The organism is bacterium (assembly GCA_021372535.1).
Taxonomy (GTDB): domain Bacteria; phylum Latescibacterota; class Latescibacteria; order Latescibacterales; family Latescibacteraceae; genus JAFGMP01.
Genome location: JAJFUH010000089.1, coordinates 1 through 20,693, shown reverse-complemented (window position 1 = coordinate 20,693; position 20,693 = coordinate 1). Strand labels below are relative to the sequence as shown.

Below are 20,693 nucleotides of genomic sequence, written 5' to 3'. Positions count from 1 at the left end.
GATGAATTAGTGCTTTTCTTTTCTTCATTATTTTCACATAATAATCCTGTACATAATAACTGCAAACACCACCGGAGGAGGATTTTCTCATGAAAAATCCCAGTTCCCTTATGCTCATTGTTTTCATGCTTATCACTGCTGTCCAGGTTTGCTGGTCCGAAACCGGAATCGAGGGAAGAAAGCAGGTCGCCCTCAAGGGAAAAGCCGCTTTTGTGGGAGTCGATATTGCCGGCGGGTCGATTGTTGACTTCCACCTCATACAGCAGGGTCTCAATCCACTCAACTGGAACTACCCCGAAAAAGGCGACCTGAAACCGCGTACCATGGGTCATTTCATCTGCTTTGACCGGTGGGGCCAGCCATCCGATCAGGAATTCAAGAACGGCATGCCGTTCCATGGCGAAGCCGCGCAGGTGGAATGGAAAGTGCTCTCGCAGCCCCGCAAAACAGACAATACCATTACTGCGGTGATGCTCTGCGAGCTCCCGATGGGGGGTATGACCCTGAAACGGACTTTGAGCCTTTACGAAAATGCGCCGGTGCTCATGGTAAAAGAGGAAATCACCAACGTCAATAAACTGGGAAGAGTTTACAACATCGTCCAGCACCCGAGTATCGCGCCTCCGTTCCTCGACGAATCGGTACTCGTGGACTGTAACGCATCCAGGGGATACATGCAGGAAAGCCCCTGGCCAAATCCCGAGGAACCGGTCATCTACTGGCCTGCAATCGCCTATAAGGGGAAACTGGTCGATTTACGGCGTCTGGCGGATGATCATAATCCCGCTGTTACCTCGTTCGTGTTCGCCGACAGCCTTGATTACGGCTGGGTAACCGCGTGCAACCCGGGAAAACGGCTCATGATCGGATATATCTGGAAGCTGTCCGAGTATCCCTGGCTTAATATCTGGCGTAATTCGCCGGAGGGCAAACCGGCTGCGCGGGGCCTCGAGTTCGGGACAACCGGCCTCCATAAGCCCTTCGGGGATATGCTCGCTAAAGAGAAAATCTTCGGACGGCCGATTTACGAATACTGCGACGCCGGTCAGACCATCACTAAAAGCTATGTGGCGTTTATCACGGAAATCCCTTCCGATTACAAGGGCTCGGGGGCTGTCAGCTACATTGCCGATTCAATTGTCATTCAGGAACGTGAATCGACAAGAGCGCGGGATATCACTATTAAATTGAAATGATTTTAACAAAACGATTTACCGTTCAATGACATCCGAACTTCACAAGGAATTGTCGCTGAATTACCGGAGCACACGGGGAGAACCGCAATGAAATACAAAACGGTGTTGTTCTTATCAATGGCTCTTGTAATGCTCAACTCATCATACGGGGGAGAAGAATTAAATCTGAGTGAGAGACATCCCAATGAACCTGCAGACTATACATTCAATAAAAGATTTTCATACGAAAATTCAATGTTCCGTGTCCGTCAGATCAGGGAGTTTATGGATAATATTCATACGCTCCTGGAGAAAAAAGGCGCTTCCATTTCACCTGAAGAATCAAAAGTTCAGGGCAGCATCGGGTTTGAATTCGTGAACTGGATTGGCGCTGTCGAGGGAACACTGAAAAAACAGGATTATATGATAAAAAAACTGGAATTCGAGTGTGCCGCAATGAAATACAAAACAGGAGAAATATCAAAGGACGAACTGGAATCAAAAGAAAAACTCTATAAACAGTCTGAAAACGATTTTAAATCCTTCTGGGATTCCTTTATTATTATTGATTGAACGCACTGAAGAATGATCCGTGGTTTGGAAAAAAGCGATGAATGCATAAAACCGGAATCCGGCCATCCCTTCAATTATATAGAAATAAACGTTCATACCGGTAATTGAATGCCAGAGATCATGTTACTCTAAAAAAACAGAAAGAAGGGTAGTATGGCAAAGGCCAAAACAGGCGATACGGTTAAAATCCATTATACGGGCACACTCGATGACGGCACCGAATTCGACAGTTCCATCGAGCAGGAGCCGCTGGAATTCACGATCGGACTCAGTCAGGTGATCACCGGTTTCGAAGATGCTGTTGTCGGCATGAATCCCGGAGAATCGAAAACCTTTACCGTTCCCATGGAAGATGCGTACGGTCCGCGCCGTGAGGAAATGGTCGCCATCGTGGGAATGGACCAGTTCCCGGAAAATATTCAGCCCGAAATAGGCCAGCAGTTCCAGCTCAGTCAGGAAGACGGGACAGCAATCGTTGTCGTGGTGACCGATATTACCGACACGGACGTGACACTGGATGCAAACCATCCGCTCGCGGGTGAAAATCTGACGTTCGACATACAGCTCATCGAAATAGCATAATACTCCGCTTCCCGGATGATGAATGCCTGTTGTGCTGCCTGTCCTGAATATAAAGGATTGTAATGAACATGGAGAGATACCGGTGAAAACGAGACAGCCCGTACTTTCTACGGAACGTCTGATCCTGAGACCATTTACAATGGATGATGCTCCGATTGTCAGACAACTGGCGGGGGAATATGAAATCGCTGTAAACTGTCTCTGTATTCCCCATCCTTACGAAAAAGGCATGGCGGAGTCATGGATCAGCACACATCCGGATATATTCGATAAAGGCGAGTTTGCCGGCTTTGCAATCGAGCTTCGCGCCGGGCAAAAGTTCATAGGATCGATCAGCCTGACCATCAGCCAGGAACATGAAAAAGCTGAACTGGGTTACTGGATCGGCATGCCCTGGTGGGGAAATGGATACTGCACCGAAGCAGGCCGGGCAATTATTCGGTACGGCTTCATCGATTTGGGGCTTAACCGTATATTTGCCGGGCATTTTTCACGGAATCCCGCGTCGGGACGGGTCATGGAGAAGCTCGGCATGACATTCGAGGGATGTATCAGGGAACATGTAAAAAAATGGGGGAATTTCGAGGATGCAAAATTATATTCGATTCTCCGGAGAGAATACGAACAGATATAGAGCAATTCAAGCCCGGAACAACATCCGTAAAAATGTTTTTATTCAAAAATCAAGATCATGAAAAAGTAAAAAATCTACGATCAAATTATGGAAAATATACTGAACATCAAGCCCCACCATTTTATCGATATCATAACACGGTACGGCGAAGGAACCATTTCCGAAAAGCCCCATCCCTACGGTCATGCGCTCCATCTTGTCAGTGCCCGGATTCTGGATAACCGCCGGATTATCCTGCGGATTGAGCCCGGAGCCGACGATATCTGTACACCATGCCTTCATAACATCGATGGCAAGTGCAACGATACGATCGATACCTCCAACCGCCCTCAGGCGCCCCCATCGAAAAACGCATGGAACCTTCTCATCGACCGTCGCTGGTGTGAGCGTCTGGAAATCGGTGCGGGCGACATCATGTCGGCACAGGAGTTATGCGCACGTATCCGTGATAAAGCGGGAAACATTACCGATATTTACCGTGAAATTCCCGAGGGCCTCACAAGGGAGCGCGAACGGAAACTGAATGATGGCATCAGAAAGTATCTTTATGAGTAATGAAACCATTTAACCCGATCTATTCACAAATTTTAATAGAACACGGATTTTCGCGGATTTGGATTTTATATATCATTGGTAATAACGTCGACATTAATTGTAACTAAAAATAGTATTATGCCTCTTTGTGCCCTTGTGTCTTTGTGGTAATATATTTTCATGAATAATCCGGGTTAAGAAACATTTTATTTATAGCGGTTTTCGATTTCTTCTTCCATTCGCAGGTGAAGAACCGGTGATAAGGTAGGGAGTACAACCGGGTATCATGTAACTTCTTTATCAGTCGGAAAAAGGCATATAATTCCAGAAATCACTTGCTTCCGGTATGCCTTTTGTTTTACTCTTTATACGATGTTTTTGAAAGCCGGATCAATATTCTTTTTTGCTCATCCATTTTTTCCATACAAGGGATATCTGCGCCATGCCTCGTACCTACAGTACCGGGATTACGATAAAAATTATACAGAACAGCGCTGTTTCTCCCGATCTCGACAGTCTGATCCGCGCCGGACTTGTGGAATGTTATCCGAAAGACAGCGACCATTTCTCACATCAGCGGGCATGGCATTCCGAACCGTCGTGGATTGTCTGTGCTTTTTCCCCCGATGGTACTGTGGCGGCGCATGTCGCCATCGTTGAACGTGAGGTTTTGGTCGGCGGGACAAAGATTCCTGTCAGAGTTGCCGGCCCCCAGGGAGTGTTCGTACGCCCACCCTGGCGTAAAATGGGGCTGTCGAACATCATCATGGAAACCGCCAGGGAAGAATCATGCAGACAGGGATTGGAGGCCGGTCTCCTGTTCTGCCGTCCCGAGCTCGAAACAAAGGTTTACGGCAGGATGGGTTGGAAAAAAGTGAATTCGGCAGTGTTCATGAGCGATGATTCGGGACGGACGGTCCCGATTGATTCGAAAAGCATTGCCATGGCCATACCGATCGCTATTGAACAATTTCCGGCCGGAGACATCGATCTTCAGGGCCCTGACTGGTAACGTCACAGAGGACATCATACAATTCACACCTTCTTACAACGGACTGAAACATGGCTATAGGAAAACTGACCGGTATCGATCTTTTTATTGTCATCCTGTATCTCGTCGGCATGGTCTGGGTGGGAACACGGCTGGGACGTTTCATCAAGGACGACCGCGACTATTTTCTCGCCGGGAGGAAACTCCCCTGGTGGGCAATCGGGATGTCGATGGTTGTTACGGATATCAGTGCGCTCGATTTTGTGGGAGTCGCCGGTGCAGCGTATCTTTACGGGATTGCCATGGCAAACTTCGAATGGATCGGCTGTATTCCGGCCATGATCGTCGGCGCATTCGTATTCATCCCTTTTTACTGGCGCACCGGGGTATTTACCATCCCTGAGTTTCTCGGGCGGCGGTACAACCAGTTTGTCCGGACGTTTGTCGCTCTTATTGTCGGATTCTTCATGTCGTTTCTCCTTGGTGTTTTCCTCTATACCGCGGCCAAAACGATGTTAATTCTCATGGGCTGGCCGATATACGTCTCAATTCTTGTAATCGCCTGTGTTGTCGGTGTTTACACTTTGATGGGCGGCCTCGCGGCAGTCGTATACACCGATGTCATCCAATGCATAATCATGTTCGCCGGTAGTTTTGTAATCCTGATTATCGCCTACGTGAAAATCGGCGGATGGGGAGAAATGGTCGGTCTGGTGACTTCGATGGGCGAACGGTATGCGCACCACTTCGAGCTGATGGTTCCCATCGACAGCCCGACTCCGTACGGATGGGCCGGAATCCTGTTCGGGCTGAGCTTCGTGCTTTCCCCCGCTTACTGGCTCGGCAACCAGGCGATCGTTCAGCGCACACTCGGCGCCAGAAGCGAGTACGAAGCCAAAAAGAGTGTCCTCTGGGGAGCTTTTCTGAAACTGTTCATACCGTTTATCCTCGTAGGCCCCGGACTTGCCGGAATAATCCTCTACCCGGGTCTCGAAAAGAGTGATGATATCTATCCGACGATGGTTCACGACATCCTTCCACCAGGACTGACCGGCCTCGTGTTCGCGGCTTTTCTGGCTGCACTCATGTCGAGCATCGATTCATACCTCAACAGCGCGGCCACGCTCTGGACGAAGGATATCTATCAGTCCCTGTTCGCACGTAACCGTTCGCACCGTCACTACATGATTGTGGGGAAAATTTTCATTGCCACTTTTATTGTCATCGGTGTATTGCTTGCACCGATAGCAGGCCGTTTCCCCTCCATTTACGGTTACTTTCAGACCGTATTCAGTTTCTTTCAGGGGCCTCTTCTGGCGATAATAACACTCGGTTTGTTCTGGAAACGGGCCAACAGTATCGGGGCATCGGCGGGGCTCATCCTCGGCGTTGGGACATCGGTTACCCTTTTCTGGGTACGGGGCGAGGTTTTCACCGCGCCGGAACCGTTTCTCTACATAGCATGGTGGGCTTTTGTCGCTTCTCTCGCCATTACAGTGGTCGTGAGTCTTTTAACAAAACCGGATACCGCGAGAAGCTTCAATATATTCTCTATACCTGCCGAATCGGCGGAAGGAGAAGACAGGCCATGAAACATATAATCGCAGCACTGCTCAAGCCGTTCGCGGACTTCATGTATACCTCTGTGCTTTTAATTCCCATGAGTGTTGTCCGTGGATTCGTTTTCGGAATTATCATTGCGCTGGCGATATGGGTGATCAGCCTGCCCGCCCAGCTTCCCGAAGCCGCTGACGGAAGCAAGAAAACCATTCTGAGCGATCTCAGACTTTTTGCGATCGGGGTGCTCGCCCTGCAGGCACTGCTCTATATAATTTTCTGATATTAACGCACACACGAAATTACCGTAACTGACCATAAAACGGAACATACGACAGAGTTTATTACAAGGAGCATACAATGCACGTCAAACATTACCTCGATGTAGAGGCGAAACCGGTCGGCGAGGGCGCGAAGAACACCACCATACGATGGCTCATCGCCGGGCCGGAAGGCGCTCCGAACTTTTACATGCGCCTCTTCGAGATCGGGCCGGAGGGAAACACTCCACACCATGCACACCAGTGGGAGCACGAGGTCTTCATCCTCGAAGGCCAGGGAAAACTCGTGGGAGACGGGGTTTCATTTCCCCTCAAACCCGGCGATTCGGTTTTTGTTCCCGGGGGTGAAAACCACCATTTCGAGAGCGCAGGCGGAAAAACCATGAAGATGATCTGCCTTGTACCCGTTACAAAGTAACCCTGCGCCGGGAGAGGAACATATGACATCGCTGCCGGTGTTCGGGGGATTTCCGAAAGAATGTGTCACGTTTTTCGAGCAGTTGTCAAAAAACAACTCCACTTCATGGTTTCAGCGCCACAAAAAGGATTTTGACATGTTTGTTCTGGAGCCGGCCCGTCTGTTTGTCACCGACATGGGCGACCGTCTCCGTTTCATATCGCCCAGGATCAACGCCGATCCGCGGGTCAACCGCTCGCTGTTCCGCATCAACCGCGACACACGGTTCAGCAAGGACAAAACACCCTACAAAACACACCTCGGAATCTGGTTCTGGGAAGGCGCGGGCCCCCGCATGGAAGCCTCGGGGTACTACTTCCATATCGAACCGGGTACGCTCATGCTCGGCACAGGTATATACTGTTTCACCAAGCCCCAGCTCGACCGTTACCGTGACTATGTCGTGCATAAAAAGCACGGGGCAGAGCTTGCACAGATAATCGGGAGTATAACCTCATCGGGCGGCTGCACTCTCGGCGGGAGCCACTACAAACGTGTTCCGCGCGGATTCGATCCGACCCACAAAAACGCCACCCTCCTCCTCCACAACGGCCTTTATGCAGGTATCGAGACAAAAATCCCCGAGGAGCTTTTTTCGGAGGAGCTGATAGACTGGTGTTTCGAGCGGTACAGCCACATGGCGCCCCTCCACAACTGGCTCATGAAGATAACGAGGTAGTCCCTGTTTCGAATTGCATATATATACTGTCCGGGGGATTCATTCTGTTATGGGAAGCAGATGCTGCAACGTTTCATCACCCTCTAAATATCGAGCACGACGGTCGCGCGCCATTCCTGACCGCACTGTTCGAGGCTGAACCGGTGGTAGGTCACCGCCTTGACATCCGCGTTGAGCTCGTGCCTCTCCGGATTTATCTCCTCGCCATACACCTGTGCGACAAGGTTCCACATGTCGCCGGTCTGTTCGATACCGAGGCGCTCAACCCTCAGGAAAAGCCGCTGGGCATCCTTAATGAATACAAGCTCTTCGAGGAAGCGGATGAGGAGCATTCCGAGTGATTCGGCTTCACACCGGATGGTCCGCCGTTCACGGCCTGCGATGGTTTCGAGGTTCTCCACCATCACGTTCAGAAGGGCGTCCGCGGCGGCGATAAAAAGCTCCTCCAGAGAAGCGCCCCACGCCTCGAACGCGGCATCGGCTGTCGCTATATCGTCAAGGTAACGGTATGGCATGGGCTGTAAATAGTGACGATTGACGATTTTAGTCCCAGACTTGATCGGGGATCGATTTTATTGTATCGGCGATCAAATAATGATTCCAGTATTTGGAATAGATGCCGAATCAAGGTCGGCATGACGTCATCCACTATTTAATCCCCGGAGTAATGCTATCACCCACCTTCACCTCATCCCTTGATATTCCCGATGGGGGTGAATCTGACAACACGCCTGCTGATGCCCGCGTGCTCGGTCGCCGCAGCCACATCGTCGATGTTCTTGTATGCGCTGCCCACCTCTTCGGCGAGACCGGAGAAGGATGCGGTGCGGATATAGATTCCGCGGTCGTCCAGATCGCGCTGGAGCTGTTTGCCGTTATAGAGCCGTTTCGCCTTATTGCGGCTCATCGTCCTCCCGCTGCCGTGCGCCGTGGTAAAGAATGTCTGATCCCCGCTCTTCATGCCGGTGAGGAGATAGGAACCGGTTTCCATGCTGCCGCCGATAATGACCGGCTGACCCGTTTCCTGGTAAATCTTCGGGAGCGAGCTGTTACCCGGGGCGAAAGCGCGTGTCGCACCCTTGCGGTGGACGAGAACCTCACGTTCGGCGCCGTCGATGACATGCCGTTCGAGCATGGCGGTGTTATGCGCGATGTCATATATCTGGTGCATTCCCATATCGAGCGGGTCGCGGCGGAAGATTTCGGAAAACACCTCGCGCACCCGGTGCAGGATAACCTGACGGTTGACATAGGACATGTTGATGGCGCATTTCATGGCGGCGAAATAATCCTGCCCCTCCTCGGAACGAAAGGGAGCGCAGGCAAGCTCACGGTCGGGGGTGACGATGCCGTACTTTTTCCCCATCACCGTTATGAAGGTGTGGAGGTAATCGGTCGCCACCTGATGCCCGAAACCGCGGCTGCCGCAGTGGAGCATGACCATGACCTGGTCGGGCATGGTTATTCCAAATTTTTCGGCGAGCTCACGGTCATAGATATTTTCGGGTTTCGCCACCTGGATTTCGAGGTAATGGTTCCCGGAACCGAGCGTCCCGATCTGTTTGTACCCGCGCTCGACCGCCTTGGTGCTCACTTTCGACGCATCGGCTCCATCGATGCAGCCATGCTCCTCGGTGCGTTCGAGGTCATCCTCCGTGCCGTACCCGTTTTTGACGCACCATGCTGCACCGGTCTCGACCACGCCGCGGAAATCGTCCCGCGATATCCTGATAAATCCCGAGCTGCCCACGCCGGCGGGAATACGCTCGAACAGCCTGTCCACGAGCTTCCGGAGATGCGGTTTCACCTCGTCATACGTCAACCCGGTCCGCAGGAGCCGCATGCCGCAGTTTATGTCAAACCCGATGCCGCCCGGGGATATGACACCCTCACAGGGGTCGACAGCCGCGACACCGCCGATGGGAAACCCGTATCCCCAGTGACCGTCCGGCATGCAGAACGCATGACTGACAATTCCCGGCAGCATCGCCACATTGGTAACCTGCTCGAAGACGCCGTCATCCATTTCGCCGAGCAGCTTCCCGGAAGCGTAAATACGGGCCGGGACGCGCATGCCGGTTTTATACCCGACCGGTATCTCCCAGACGTTTTCGGCGATTTTTTCGATTATATCCGGTGCGGCCATAGTCTCATACCCTTTTTTTCACGAGAAATTCATAACATTAAATAGAACGCGGATTTACGCGGATCGGGCGGATTTACGCGGATTAATTTTTTTGTAAACTGTCCGAATCACATGAAAAAGTTGAGGATACACTGACGCGCCCGGCAGCAGATCTGAGTCTCCATCTCGAATTGTATCCGGCTGTCGAACTCATACGCGAATGTGGTGTATTCGGTTCTGCAAATACGGTTTCCCACCAGGGAAGAGTATTTCTCACGGCCGACTTTCACCATCGTATTGTGCCAGGGACAGCCGTCTATGATAACTGAAAAACCGCCGTTTTTACCGGTTTTGGTATGAAATTCGAAACCCTCGAGCCGGAGCTTCGTTTCGAGACACTCACGGAGCGCATCGATCCCGTCGCCCACATTCCCGAAAGATTTCAGCATCCGCGCCTGAATCTTGGGAAGCACCTTCCAGACCTCGTTGTCAACATCGAGCGCGGCATCGAACCCGTACTTTTCCTCGACCTTCATAAACCACAGCCCGTCGACCGCGGTATAGTTCCGGTGATGATATTCGCCGATCTGTTTTTCGCTCAGTTCAATCATGGCAGCAGTCCTCATGGAACATAATGGTTACGGGCACATTTATGTCACGGACGTAATACAACGGTAATATACATCGAGGACGGGGAAAAATGCCAGAAAATACCGAGAAAAAGACTTGAACCGGGATTTACAGGATTTACAGGATTACCATGATTAAAAACGGGGAATCTTTATACCGGATTGTGGTAAAAAAACGAAGGGACCCTCCTGCCCTCCGGGCATCCTCCCTAATAGGGAGGACACGGCGAAGCCGAGGAGGGTCAGGTTTTGAAAGTGGAGAACGTTGAAAGTTACTCTATAGAATTCACAATAGGTTTCAGTATAAGAATTTGTTTCCAAAAGTGTTCGTTACAGTCGTATGAATTCTGCCCTTCGATTAGATTCCACACGGTCCGCAAATTCCGCCATACCGACATCAAAAAAAGAATGACTGGTATAGATATTACTAAACGCCAGACGCCTTTAAGAATTATAGTACTGGTCACTATACACATACTCGATATAGTAAAGAAAGTTAAGTAGGAAATAATCCAGTATGGGTGAGAGGTACGTAGCAGAAGCATATTACACAATCCATGAGGCCAAGGATTTTCCAACTGCTTTTTAGGAAAGGCAAGTGTACCAGCTTGCTGTCTGCTCCTGAATTCGCAAAGTGCATTTTCCCAGCCCATGAAGTTGTTTGCCTTATAATGTCCGAGGATTACTTTCTCCAGAATTCTATAATACCCAACAATGCGAGTGATGGTTGTTGCCTTGTCAAAGAATACCCACCATGAGGGAAGCAACACAATAAGAGGGAGCAAGAAAACGACTCCCAGAAACGTGGTTTGAATTAGAGTGGTTGCGAGACCAAGTATCGCACCGGTTGCAGTGATGGACGAAGCAAGAAAGGTAATCTGGCAGCTTTTCAGGTTGTGCAACTCGTCCCGGAGTGCTACTCGTTCTTTTTCACAAAAATCACGCACATTCATTGTACGCGTTCCATCTTTCTCAGTTTATGATTTTTCCCATGACAGCAGGAAACCAAACGGCCACGTTCAGCCGTACGCGGAGCGCGTCGGTTGTAACTTGGTTTTAGCCACCAACCATGGATTGATAACATGAATATTGGTATTACTTATAACATACTGTTAAATAAATCCAAATTGATTGTAACAATGCAAGCACATACACAATGATAAACAAGAAAATAACGACGATAGATATAAACCTTGCACGTGCTATACGCGAACACCTGCTCATCTGAAATTTTGTCGTTTTACCATCTAACTCGAATGTGACAGACTGCCCGTCTGCAAAGATGCTACCCCTTGAGGCTGTCTTTATTACATGGCGGAGAAACCGTTCTTCCAATTCCCGTGCAGAATTTACGTAGTAGTCTTGATAATCGAAACCGCGTTTCGTGATAAATAACCACATTATACACATAATAATACCAACTATAGACATGACAAATGATATTGAGAGCATAGCATGTTCGCTTGTCACAACCAATCCAATGATGGCAAGAATAATGCTGTTTGCAACAATCATTACGTTGAAGCGAGCCCAGGTCTGTTCGCTTTCGGAGGTCCAAAGACTCACTGCTACTTGATAGCCGACACGAGCATGCTCGATTGTAGTCTCGTCAGGCTGTTGTGTAATTGATTCCGCATCGACCATTCTATCCTCCAATCTGTAGAAATGTTTTGGATCTATCCGTACTAGTTTTGTAACTCCTTCAGCATTCTCACAGTTGACTGATACATCTACCATAAATGGTTCAAATTTCCCATCATTAAGTAGCATTCTGATCCAAATAGTGATATTGTCATCGTTGTTCCAAAACGGCAGATTGGAATTGGAGAGGAGCAGGGTGTCGGCAAATTCAAGCAATCGAAGTTCAGTTTGTGAATTGAATAGATTTGAATTGAAAGATAAGACATATTTTTCGCCAACCTTTTGCGGGTGTTGTTTCTCAAGAGGAAGCCTAAACGTCAAAGTGGGTTTCTTTAAAGTAAATCCCGAGGTGTTCGTAATCTTAAAATGAACTTTATGTGATTTAATTGGATATGGAAAGCCCTCATATTTGGTTTGTAGGTCGTTGGGTAACTCGCTTTTATAGTAAAAGCCAATGTTATTTGGATCAATGTTCTGTTCAATTTTAACTTTAACTTTTTGGGCCTTTGGATCCGCAGCCGACAGGGCTATAGTAGCAGCTAATAATGCGACAAAGACAGCGGCACTTTGAATAGCATTGCCAATTCGAGTATCTGATCCGAGAGGTGAGACGATAACGTAGTATTCGAATGCAATTGCCATGAATATTAGAATTGCCACGATGAAGATATATTTGGTTTTCACTATTCTCTCATTTCTCAAATCATTTGTGGGCTAAGCATCTCTTTATTCAATTCAGCGACTAACGGTGTGCGCTTGAGTGGTGAACGAACTTATCATATACCAGCCTGATTGAAGGATTTAGCGAGTTCGGCCATTCAAAGTGATTGTTAGGCCGTGATATGTGAAAAGTGATCACAGTAGTTAGTTAATGACCGCAATGATTGGAAAGGCATCATAGAATACGAGCAGCCAAAAGGAAGCAGCGGGGTTGTCTACTGCCTGGCCCCACGCATACCAGAAGACCCCTTCTTGAATATTCTTGCTCTCCGAGCCTGCCAAGAGTTGCTCAACCTGTTGCCTCTTCTGGTGTATAGTATCAGGATCACTGATTACTTCAATGTGTCGATCATCAGGCAGCCGGGTACCAGTGTCATATCGGTAAAGGCCTTTGATGTAGCGTATTACTACTCTATTGAACCTCACTGTATCAATCCTGTAGGCTGGAACTGTACCAAGGTAGATACCGGCAGATGATATGACTTCGATTTTAAAAAAGGAGCTTAGCGTTCTCTCGGCGTATTTGCGCTTCTTAGATTTTGTCGCCGCCCTATACATTGCTGCAAGTTGATCCTTCGCTTGAGGTTTGTCTGCTACTGCATAGTACTTGACGACGGTATCGCGAAAATACTCGTCATCGTCTGAAGCGCCTTGGTTGCACTGTGCGCAGGACTTCACGGTTGGCAATTCCAATGGCTTGGGATCCTTAAATATACTCTTTGGCGGGACGTGGTCGTCGGTCGCAGCTTTAAACTGGCCGCAGTATGCGCACTCGAAGGTACTCAACTAGGACTCCAATGTTTGCGAACCAACTATTGTTTTATAGTTATGATAATACCCCTGTACTACTAAAATGAAATATGACGAAATGCCACGTTATCCTGAATGCTTTATTCTATAGAGAGATTCATAATACCGTGAATATTTATTTATGTTTACTATGCCCACCACAATTGAGAATATGAGAAATGAGCATGTATAAATATCTGCATATATATTGCTAAAATATGATTTTGTCAAGTAAATAAAAAATGGGGGGTGTCTTTCCCGCACACCCCCGTTCCCTACCCACTCACTTGAAATGCCTTAAAAGCATGGTTCCCTTCGTGTCGGTTCCGCCGTCCCCGCGGAGACTCACCCTGAGCGTATAACGCCCGAGTCCACTGCATGCGATTGTTCGCTGCTCCATGGTTGGCGTAATTCCTCATGACCATTCCCACGCATTGGCTGGTTTCTTTGTCCGAATGAAGGGCGCAGTGTACTCATCTCACACAATGTCAATCGCATACATACCACCGAGCCCCTCAACCATGCGTCGAACCAATTCCGTGCCGATTCCCTGCCCATGGTATTAGGATAGGACTTCAAGGAGAGGGATATACGCGTAAAAAATCCCATCTGATAGTGCATTGATGAACCATACAACGATCTCCATCAAGTACCAGCAATTCCAAATAGCTGGAATAAAGATTCTCCATGTGCGTGCAGGCATTGAGATGCTAAGGCCAATCGAAAAAGAATCCAGTAAGTTGTTTCGAAGATAGCGTCATTATGCTGTCAGTATTCATAATCGCCATTTCTTATCTCCAGCGAACGTTGCGCTCACTTTACTCACTTTGTTAGGCCAATTACGGTGCTGCCTTTCTTAACTACTTTGTCAGTTTGAGAGATGCGACTATTTCCTCTGCCTTTGCACGGTTGTAATCGTCACAACGCGATCCAGCCGTGAAAAGGTCGATCAGCCACCAAATACCACACAGCCCGACAGTGAGCAACTTCAAAATTCCAAGGCCCGTATCACCAAACCAGATGCGATCCCAGTTAAACAGAGCCACTATCATCGCAGTGCCTCTGTCCTTTTTCTCTGAGGAGTACTGCGACTGAAAGATCATTTTCTTCGAGTCATCAAGATCCTTTGTCAACGCCGCGAGTTCTGCTGCACCTAATTGAGCCATGACTTCCTCCTCATGTGGTATTGGTTTACAACAGTTTCGGTGAAATAGTAAAAGAATACTAGAACTACTGGGATAATGAGCCAGTTCATTCTCACTGCATCCAAGAAATGCCCCCTGAATAGAAGAGCATCAGCCCGTGACAGTCCACAACATGGGCAGTCCATTCCGAAAACTAAACGCCACAGGCACGGAATTCCGCGATCTCCATTTATCGGATTAACTGATATACCGTAGATAACGAGAGCTGGGAATCCAAACCTACGAATAGAAATTACTCGCTGGAGTGATAGATAGAGCCTCTTGATTGCAGGCCACTTGATCATTCCTTTCCCACCTTTCACTTAAGTTGTACATTCCTAAACATGGGAAAAGTACCTTACATTTTCTTTTCTGGACTGACCAGGATTTATAAAGTTTCTATACTAAGAACCTCTATAAAACTATTTGACCTCTATAAGACCCCAATGAAAAATCTGGAAAATACGTGTAATATTATTAATATCAATTTGTTATCTTTTTAATAATCACTCATTTAGCAAGAATTTTATACAATTAGTAAAATCCCAAATAAATCATTATTTCTTATAGATTATCTGCGGGACTTATCACACCTTTACCTCCTCGATTTAAGAAAGGTATGATCATTGGAAAAATCGTATTTTAGAAAAGTATAAGTATCTGATGAACAAGTCAAACACATTTTATATGCGGTGAAATCGCCCACATAAAATAACGGTAACACACCATATCTCTATCCATCAAATACATTATTTTTCATGACTTTTCAATGCCTTCCCCCCGTTCCTTTCCCGCTCACTTAAAATGCCTCAAAAGCAGTGTTCCCTTCGTGTCGGTTCCGCCGTCCCCGCGGAGGCTCACCCTGAGCGTATAACGGGCGCCGGGACGGGTTGTATCCACCCTGAAACGGTAATTGTGACCGGCCCGCCGTTTTCCGCTCACTCCCTCGTGCGTGTCGCGCGCCATCTCACGGCCGTTTTCGAGGATGGCTGCCCACTCGATCGTCACGCCGTTCGCGCCGGTATCGTGACGGAGCGCCAGACGGTAATGGCCGGGCTCCCTGAGCGCATCGGTGATGTCACGGTCAAGGGTCGCGAACGAATTCCCGATATCCTTCGGATCCCATGAACCGACCGGGGTGTACGGGGTGAAATAATCCACACCGAGCGCGTCGAGCCGCCGGTAATGCACCTCCATGCGTCTCGAGAAATCGGCCCAGTTCCTGCGTTCCGGGGGCGTCCAGACCACCTCCGCAAGGGCGCACAGACGCGGGAACACCATGTGATCGACTTCGGGCTGGGGCGCCCGCTCCGTCCACAGCGGGCATTCGCCGCCCAAAATGAGCGCAGCCTCCGCGGGAGTCAGCTCGGCCGGGGTCGGCTCGAACGAATACACTTTTTCGAGAGTGGTGACCTTGAGCCAGCCCGTATCGTTGGTGCCGTCCTCGGTATTCGGAAAATCAAGGTACACGAAAGGCGCGGGGGACGAGATCACCCGATGTCCCTTTTTCGCGCCCTCGACCGCTCCTTCCATGCCGCGCCACGACTGAACCACGGCGGTTTTCGAGGGGCCTCCCTCGAGGATTTCGTCCCAGCCGACGATGTTACGGTTGAGTGTCTGCACGAATGTATCGATACGGGTGGTAAAATAGCCCTGAAGCTCATTCTCGTTCTTGAGTCCCAGCTCCTTCATGCGTTTCTGGCAGAGCGGGCAGGCTTTCCACTGGTCTTTCACCGCCTCGTCGCCGCCGATATGAATATAGGGGGACGGGAATATGTCGCAGAGCTCCGTGAGCACATTTTCGATGAACTCGAATGTCGATTCCTTTCCGGCGCAGAACAGGTTCGGGTGAATACCCCAGGTCGACTCCACCTTGAGGGGCTTCCCGGCGCAGGAAAGCTCCGGATAAGCCGCAATCGCCGCGGTGGCATGCCCCGGCATCTCGATTTCCGGGACAACGGTTATGTAGCGGCTCTTCGCATATGCCACGATCTCGCGGGCTTCATCCTGCGTATAGTATCCGCCGTGACGGTTATCGCCGTCGCCATAAAACGCCCCGGCCCTCGTAAGCTCGGGATAGCGCTTTATTTCGATACGCCAGCCCTGGTCATCGGTCAGGTGCCAGTGGAAGACATTCATCTTGTGGTATGCGAGAAGATCGATATACCGCTTCACAAAGTCGAGGCTCATGAAATGACGGGAACAGTCGAGCTGAAATCCGCGCCATGTATACGATGGTTTGTCCGAAATTTCGACAGCGGGAATGGAACGCGAGAATCTCCAGCTGTCGTCGCCGGACATGATCATCTGCCTGAACGTCTGAATGCCATAAAAAACACCGGCGGGTTTCTGCGCCGAAATTATGACGGATTCCCAAGAAACCTTCAGGGAGTATCCCTCATCGCCGAGTGTTCTGTCGGCTCCCTGTGTCGTCAGGACTATCGTGCCCGGGGCTACTGCGGCGCCCGATGTCCGGCGCACTTCGAGGGTATACTCGGTGAGAAGCCTTATCTGGTCTGAAAGATATCGTCCCAGGCTCATCAATTCGACGGTATCGTCCGTGATGGCGATTACGGTCGATGGCTTCAGGGCAAACAAGCCTTTGCCCGGAACGACCTTCACCGGCTGCGGAACAATTTCGAGAGCTGCGGTCACACCCGTTGACTGTTGAGCCATAAGTTTATCCCCTCCGGCAGCCAGAACCAGACAGCACATGAATCCCGCTATTAAACTCCAGCCTGTTTTACCCATTGTCTACCTCCTGATAAATATATAGTTATGAGAATCATACAAAATCGCACAGGAGCGAATCCGAAGGATTCCTTTCCCTTCTGTGACGCTGTTTTATAAGGGCAGACAGCGCAATCACCTGCGTTCTATTTATACATCAGAAAAACGGAACAGACAAGAATGAAAGTTATTATATTGTGAAATATTTTTACTTTTCAATTTTTAAAGAGTCTGTTTGATATTTTTTACCGCTATCACGGAAACGGAAACTCATGAAAAATCCGCTGAATTCAAAAATAATCACTGTGGTTGTGTTGTCAGGAATAGTGCTTTACTGTACACTTTCCGATATCTGCCTGAGCGACGATACATCATCATCCCGCAGCGCGGAACATGTGCCACTCGTTCTGGAGTTCCTGCCCGGCGGAACACATTTTTATCATGGGGATACCGCAAAAGGAGTGCTGTTTCTCACCGCAGAGCTGTCGCTGCTCGGTGCGGGCTTTGCGGCTCATGACAGGACGGTATCGGAGCTGAATGTTCCTTTGCTCATAGCTGGTCAACTATACACTATCGATAAATGTGAGTATTCGCGTGAGCAGCTGGCTGAATTATTACGGAAAGGGAACCATGGAAACCGCGGTGCGCTGCCTGACACGACACCCCTGATATCGCTCGTGACAGCACCGTTCAGGCCCGGCGTTGCCTTTTCACCGTTCGTACTGACAATGGCGGCGCTCGGTGTCATCGATGGTATCGTGGCATATCCCCACCACACGGAGTCATGGCGGGACATGAAAAGAGTCCGCATGTACGGTGCCGGCATGAGTCGCGGCAGGGGCACATTCTGGTATGAAACATCGGCGGTCGGCCTCAGCATGGGCGCGGCGCTTTCGGAAGAGATGCTCTTCAGGGGAATACTTCTGCCATCGCTCGATTACCGTTACGGGAAACGAACAGGGCTCATCGTCTCATCGGTGGTTTTCGGGAGTCTGCACCTGTTCAACCAGGATATCGACCGGCCGCTGTACTTCGTCACCCAGGCAACCGCAGCGGGTTTCGCCTTCGGTTATAGTGTCCAGCATGACCGGTACCGTCTCGATAAAGCCATCGCGGCTCATTTCTGGTACAATGTTGTTTCCATGACTACCACATGGCTCATGAATCCCCGCGAAAATCCTCTGGGAGTAACCATACAGTTTGCTCTTTGAAAACACCGCATGCTGCCTGCATCGGAAGAACCGTTCCGTGAATATCGCGAGAAAATATTTAATGCTTGACTTGCACCCAAAAGCTCATTAATCTGAATGTTGTGATGTGGAGGTATAGCCTGAAGGCACTAATCATGATTTGGGAGTATGGTTTATGGTGGTACGGATTCTCAGTTTCATATTTCTGGCGGCTGTCCCCGCCCTGCCGCTACTGGTATGCGCCGGAAAGAACGAGGAATATGCCGTCGAACGCGAGCGCATGGTCAACAACCAGATCAAGGCACGGGGGATACGGGATTCACGGGTACTCAAAGCCATGATGAAAGTTCCCCGGCACCTGTTCGTTCCTCCTTCCTGCCGTTCTCAGTCATATAACGACTGCCCGCTCCCGATCGGTGAAGGCCAGACCATATCGCAACCCTATATTGTGGCTTTTATGACTGAAGTGCTCGAGCTCAGGAAGAGCGACCGTGTTCTTGAAATCGGAACAGGCTCGGGTTACCAGGCGGCGATACTTGGTGAAATAGTCGACGAAGTATACACCATCGAACTCATCCCTGAACTGGGCGAAAGAGCACGAACACTTCTTGAAGAGCTCGGTTATACCGACATCACTGTGAAGATCGGGGACGGTTTCAAGGGCTGGCCCGAAAAAGCCCCGTTTGATGCCATCATAGTGACCTGCGCACCGGAAGATATCCCCCCTGCTCTTGTCGAGCAGCTCAAAGAAGGCGGTAGAATGATTATTCCGGTCGGATCGGCCGGCGGCGTTCAGAATCTCATCAAAGGGGTAAAAAAATCCGGCCGTCTGACAACAATCGATGTACTGCCTGTGAGATTCGTACCTATGATCAAGGGTAAGAACTGAAAGAAATGCATACTTTATATCGCCTCTTTTTTTAAAAATGCACCCGCGATAATAAAACATCAATGATTTTTCTTCCTCACAAAACATCAAAAAGTTTTCTCATTTCAACTCTTTAAAAATAATAAACATATATTTTAGGTTTTTGTGACTTTTATCACAACCGATTTCCCGAGTCACTATATTTTATATAATGTATAAGAGAAGCGCATGGGGGATTATAAAGTTTTACCTTTCTGAAATACACTCATAAATCGAATAAAATTTGATAGTTCAATGAAAATCCATATTATTGTTATAATATAAATAATAATTAGCTTTTTTTCGTTTTTCTTTATCTTTCTTCAATTATCTGTGAGTATTTTTCTGGTACTATAAAAAAAACTCTTATAAACTGATAAAAATTACGATGTCATTACGAAAAAAAATATTCAAACACATTATCGCCTTCATGTGTTTTTCACTACTTCTCAGTGCTCCCGTATCTGCATATCATGACTTCACGGTTGCTTCCGTTACCGTATTCTCCTATAAGGCTGTTGTACCCGTAGGCAGAAATGCCATCTTCTTCGCCATCGCCCGCAACGCCGATGGCATGATGGTGCCGGCTTACTTTACATGGTCGGTAACGGGAAATGTCGGTACAATCAAGCATAACGGTCTTTTCAGAGCTACTACTCCGGGAACGGGAACCGTATATGCCACCACTCAGGGCGTTACCGGTGAGGCCACAGTAACCGTCGTTTCCAGAAATGGCGATCCGGTGCTCAATTCGATTGCGATCGACCCCACCTCGGCCAGTATCCTCACCGGAGAAACCATCGAGTTTTCAGCGTTCCCGTATGACACCCAAAATGATATCATGGATGCCGATATCTCCTGGTCAGTCACCGGTGGAATCGGCTTTGTCAATCAGGATGGGTTATTCACCGCAACAACTGCCGGAAACGGAACCGTAATTGCATCCACAGGCGGTTTCTCAGCGAGTGCCACGATCACTGTCACCGATCCCCCCCCTGTGCTCGGATCGATCGTGATTTCGCCGTCCTCGGCGAATCTTCTCACAGGCGGAGCTGCCCAGTTTACCGCAACCGGTTACGATACCAAGGGCACTGTCATGGCGGTGCCTATCACCTGGTCGGTTACCGGTGGAATCGGTATTGTCAGTACGTCCGGACTGTTTACTGCCACGACTGCCGGGAACGGTACCGTGGTCGCTTCTTCCGATGCAATCTCCGCGAGTGCCACGATCACTGTCACCGATCCCCCCCCTGTGCTCGGATCGATCGTGATTTCGCCGTCCTCGGCAAACCTCCTCACCGGCGGAACCGCTCAG

General features: G+C 49.2%; 21 protein-coding genes. 13 read left to right on the top strand and 8 right to left on the bottom strand.

Features of this window, described 5'->3' with window-relative positions; translation table 11 throughout:
• Nucleotides 1–89: 89 nt before the first annotated feature.
• From LLG96_08685 to LLG96_08640, 10 genes are all read left to right on the top strand, one after another.
• The gene (locus LLG96_08685; protein MCE5250282.1) at nt 90–1,196 is read left to right on the top strand and encodes a hypothetical protein; all 1,107 of its coding nucleotides are present in this window, start codon (nt 90–92) and stop codon (nt 1,194–1,196) included.
• Nucleotides 1,197–1,283: 87 nt separating this feature from the next.
• Nucleotides 1,284–1,748, top strand: a complete 465-nt coding sequence (locus LLG96_08680; protein ID MCE5250281.1) for a hypothetical protein — start codon at nt 1,284–1,286, stop codon at nt 1,746–1,748.
• Nucleotides 1,749–1,901: 153 nt separating this feature from the next.
• A complete protein-coding gene (locus LLG96_08675) occupies nt 1,902–2,330 on the top strand; it encodes a peptidylprolyl isomerase (protein MCE5250280.1) in 429 nt (142 codons plus the stop codon).
• Nucleotides 2,331–2,412: 82 nt separating this feature from the next.
• On the top strand, nt 2,413–2,964 hold the full coding sequence (locus tag LLG96_08670; protein MCE5250279.1) for a GNAT family N-acetyltransferase: 552 nt from the start codon (nt 2,413–2,415) through the stop codon (nt 2,962–2,964).
• An 87-nt stretch (nt 2,965–3,051) separates the two neighbouring features.
• Nucleotides 3,052–3,519: a hypothetical protein gene (locus LLG96_08665; GenBank protein ID MCE5250278.1), complete on the top strand. Its 468-nt coding sequence runs from the start codon at nt 3,052–3,054 to the stop codon at nt 3,517–3,519.
• Between the two features lie 421 nt (nt 3,520–3,940).
• Nucleotides 3,941–4,510 carry a GNAT family N-acetyltransferase gene (locus tag LLG96_08660; protein ID MCE5250277.1) on the top strand — a complete coding sequence of 190 codons (570 nt, stop codon included), beginning with the start codon at nt 3,941–3,943 and terminating at the stop codon, nt 4,508–4,510.
• A 50-nt stretch (nt 4,511–4,560) separates the two neighbouring features.
• Entirely contained in the window at nt 4,561–6,081 is a 1,521-nt protein-coding gene (locus LLG96_08655) for a sodium/solute symporter (protein MCE5250276.1), read from the top strand.
• On the top strand, nt 6,078–6,329 hold the full coding sequence (locus LLG96_08650) for a hypothetical protein (protein MCE5250275.1): 252 nt from the start codon (nt 6,078–6,080) through the stop codon (nt 6,327–6,329). The genes LLG96_08655 and LLG96_08650 overlap by 4 nt, the downstream gene beginning before the upstream one ends.
• 77 nt (nt 6,330–6,406) lie before the next feature.
• Nucleotides 6,407–6,745 carry a cupin domain-containing protein gene (locus tag LLG96_08645; GenBank protein MCE5250274.1) on the top strand — a complete coding sequence of 113 codons (339 nt, stop codon included), beginning with the start codon at nt 6,407–6,409 and terminating at the stop codon, nt 6,743–6,745.
• 22 nt (nt 6,746–6,767) lie between these two features.
• Nucleotides 6,768–7,463: a DUF2461 domain-containing protein gene (locus LLG96_08640; GenBank protein ID MCE5250273.1), complete on the top strand. Its 696-nt coding sequence runs from the start codon at nt 6,768–6,770 to the stop codon at nt 7,461–7,463.
• Nucleotides 7,464–7,546: 83 nt separating this feature from the next.
• On the opposite strand, the gene LLG96_08635 is transcribed toward LLG96_08640, so the two are convergent.
• The 8 genes from LLG96_08635 to LLG96_08600 all read right to left on the bottom strand — a co-directional run bounded on the left by LLG96_08635 (nt 7,547) and on the right by LLG96_08600 (nt 17,302).
• On the bottom strand, nt 7,547–7,978 hold the full coding sequence (locus tag LLG96_08635) for an archease (protein ID MCE5250272.1): 432 nt from the start codon (nt 7,976–7,978) through the stop codon (nt 7,547–7,549).
• A gap of 173 nt (nt 7,979–8,151) precedes the next feature.
• Complete coding sequence (locus LLG96_08630) at nt 8,152–9,609, bottom strand: RtcB family protein (protein ID MCE5250271.1); 1,458 nt, start codon at nt 9,607–9,609, stop codon at nt 8,152–8,154.
• Between the two features lie 107 nt (nt 9,610–9,716).
• The gene (locus LLG96_08625) at nt 9,717–10,199 is read right to left on the bottom strand and encodes an L-2-amino-thiazoline-4-carboxylic acid hydrolase (protein MCE5250270.1); all 483 of its coding nucleotides are present in this window, start codon (nt 10,197–10,199) and stop codon (nt 9,717–9,719) included.
• 1,113 nt (nt 10,200–11,312) lie between these two features.
• On the bottom strand, nt 11,313–12,542 hold the full coding sequence (locus tag LLG96_08620; GenBank protein MCE5250269.1) for a hypothetical protein: 1,230 nt from the start codon (nt 12,540–12,542) through the stop codon (nt 11,313–11,315).
• Between the two features lie 180 nt (nt 12,543–12,722).
• Nucleotides 12,723–13,364: a hypothetical protein gene (locus LLG96_08615; GenBank protein MCE5250268.1), complete on the bottom strand. Its 642-nt coding sequence runs from the start codon at nt 13,362–13,364 to the stop codon at nt 12,723–12,725.
• 863 nt (nt 13,365–14,227) lie between these two features.
• A complete protein-coding gene (locus LLG96_08610; GenBank protein ID MCE5250267.1) occupies nt 14,228–14,533 on the bottom strand; it encodes a TM2 domain-containing protein in 306 nt (101 codons plus the stop codon).
• Nucleotides 14,521–14,856: a DUF2752 domain-containing protein gene (locus LLG96_08605; protein ID MCE5250266.1), complete on the bottom strand. Its 336-nt coding sequence runs from the start codon at nt 14,854–14,856 to the stop codon at nt 14,521–14,523. Before LLG96_08605 ends, LLG96_08610 begins: the two co-directional genes overlap by 13 nt.
• Before the next feature lie 490 nt (nt 14,857–15,346).
• Nucleotides 15,347–17,302: a beta-N-acetylhexosaminidase gene (locus LLG96_08600; protein MCE5250265.1), complete on the bottom strand. Its 1,956-nt coding sequence runs from the start codon at nt 17,300–17,302 to the stop codon at nt 15,347–15,349.
• A gap of 251 nt (nt 17,303–17,553) precedes the next feature.
• Here LLG96_08600 and LLG96_08595 point away from each other — a divergent pair, with 251 nt between their 5' ends.
• From LLG96_08595 to LLG96_08585, 3 genes are all read left to right on the top strand, one after another.
• Nucleotides 17,554–18,492 (top strand): CPBP family intramembrane metalloprotease, encoded by a 939-nt coding sequence (locus tag LLG96_08595; GenBank protein ID MCE5250264.1) that lies wholly within the window; start codon nt 17,554–17,556, stop codon nt 18,490–18,492.
• Between the two features lie 154 nt (nt 18,493–18,646).
• Entirely contained in the window at nt 18,647–19,360 is a 714-nt protein-coding gene (locus LLG96_08590; protein ID MCE5250263.1) for a protein-L-isoaspartate(D-aspartate) O-methyltransferase, read from the top strand.
• A 406-nt stretch (nt 19,361–19,766) separates the two neighbouring features.
• Nucleotides 19,767–20,693: Ig-like domain-containing protein (locus LLG96_08585; GenBank protein ID MCE5250262.1), on the top strand; the 927-nt coding region annotated here is incomplete at its 3' end.

Coding starts and splice junctions, on each gene's coding strand:
- LLG96_08665 (MCE5250278.1), top strand. CDS start 3,052: ATGGAAAATATACTGAACATCAAGCCCCACCATTTTATCGATATCATA.
- LLG96_08680 (MCE5250281.1), top strand. CDS start 1,284: ATGAAATACAAAACGGTGTTGTTCTTATCAATGGCTCTTGTAATGCTC.
- LLG96_08650 (MCE5250275.1), top strand. CDS start 6,078: ATGAAACATATAATCGCAGCACTGCTCAAGCCGTTCGCGGACTTCATG.
- LLG96_08630 (MCE5250271.1), bottom strand. CDS start 9,609: ATGGCCGCACCGGATATAATCGAAAAAATCGCCGAAAACGTCTGGGAG.
- LLG96_08605 (MCE5250266.1), bottom strand. CDS start 14,856: ATGATCAAGTGGCCTGCAATCAAGAGGCTCTATCTATCACTCCAGCGA.
- LLG96_08685 (MCE5250282.1), top strand. CDS start 90: ATGAAAAATCCCAGTTCCCTTATGCTCATTGTTTTCATGCTTATCACT.
- LLG96_08645 (MCE5250274.1), top strand. CDS start 6,407: ATGCACGTCAAACATTACCTCGATGTAGAGGCGAAACCGGTCGGCGAG.
- LLG96_08595 (MCE5250264.1), top strand. CDS start 17,554: ATGAAAAATCCGCTGAATTCAAAAATAATCACTGTGGTTGTGTTGTCA.
- LLG96_08625 (MCE5250270.1), bottom strand. CDS start 10,199: ATGATTGAACTGAGCGAAAAACAGATCGGCGAATATCATCACCGGAAC.
- LLG96_08600 (MCE5250265.1), bottom strand. CDS start 17,302: ATGGGTAAAACAGGCTGGAGTTTAATAGCGGGATTCATGTGCTGTCTG.
- LLG96_08610 (MCE5250267.1), bottom strand. CDS start 14,533: ATGGCTCAATTAGGTGCAGCAGAACTCGCGGCGTTGACAAAGGATCTT.
- LLG96_08660 (MCE5250277.1), top strand. CDS start 3,941: ATGCCTCGTACCTACAGTACCGGGATTACGATAAAAATTATACAGAAC.
- LLG96_08640 (MCE5250273.1), top strand. CDS start 6,768: ATGACATCGCTGCCGGTGTTCGGGGGATTTCCGAAAGAATGTGTCACG.
- LLG96_08590 (MCE5250263.1), top strand. CDS start 18,647: ATGGTGGTACGGATTCTCAGTTTCATATTTCTGGCGGCTGTCCCCGCC.
- LLG96_08635 (MCE5250272.1), bottom strand. CDS start 7,978: ATGCCATACCGTTACCTTGACGATATAGCGACAGCCGATGCCGCGTTC.
- LLG96_08675 (MCE5250280.1), top strand. CDS start 1,902: ATGGCAAAGGCCAAAACAGGCGATACGGTTAAAATCCATTATACGGGC.
- LLG96_08655 (MCE5250276.1), top strand. CDS start 4,561: ATGGCTATAGGAAAACTGACCGGTATCGATCTTTTTATTGTCATCCTG.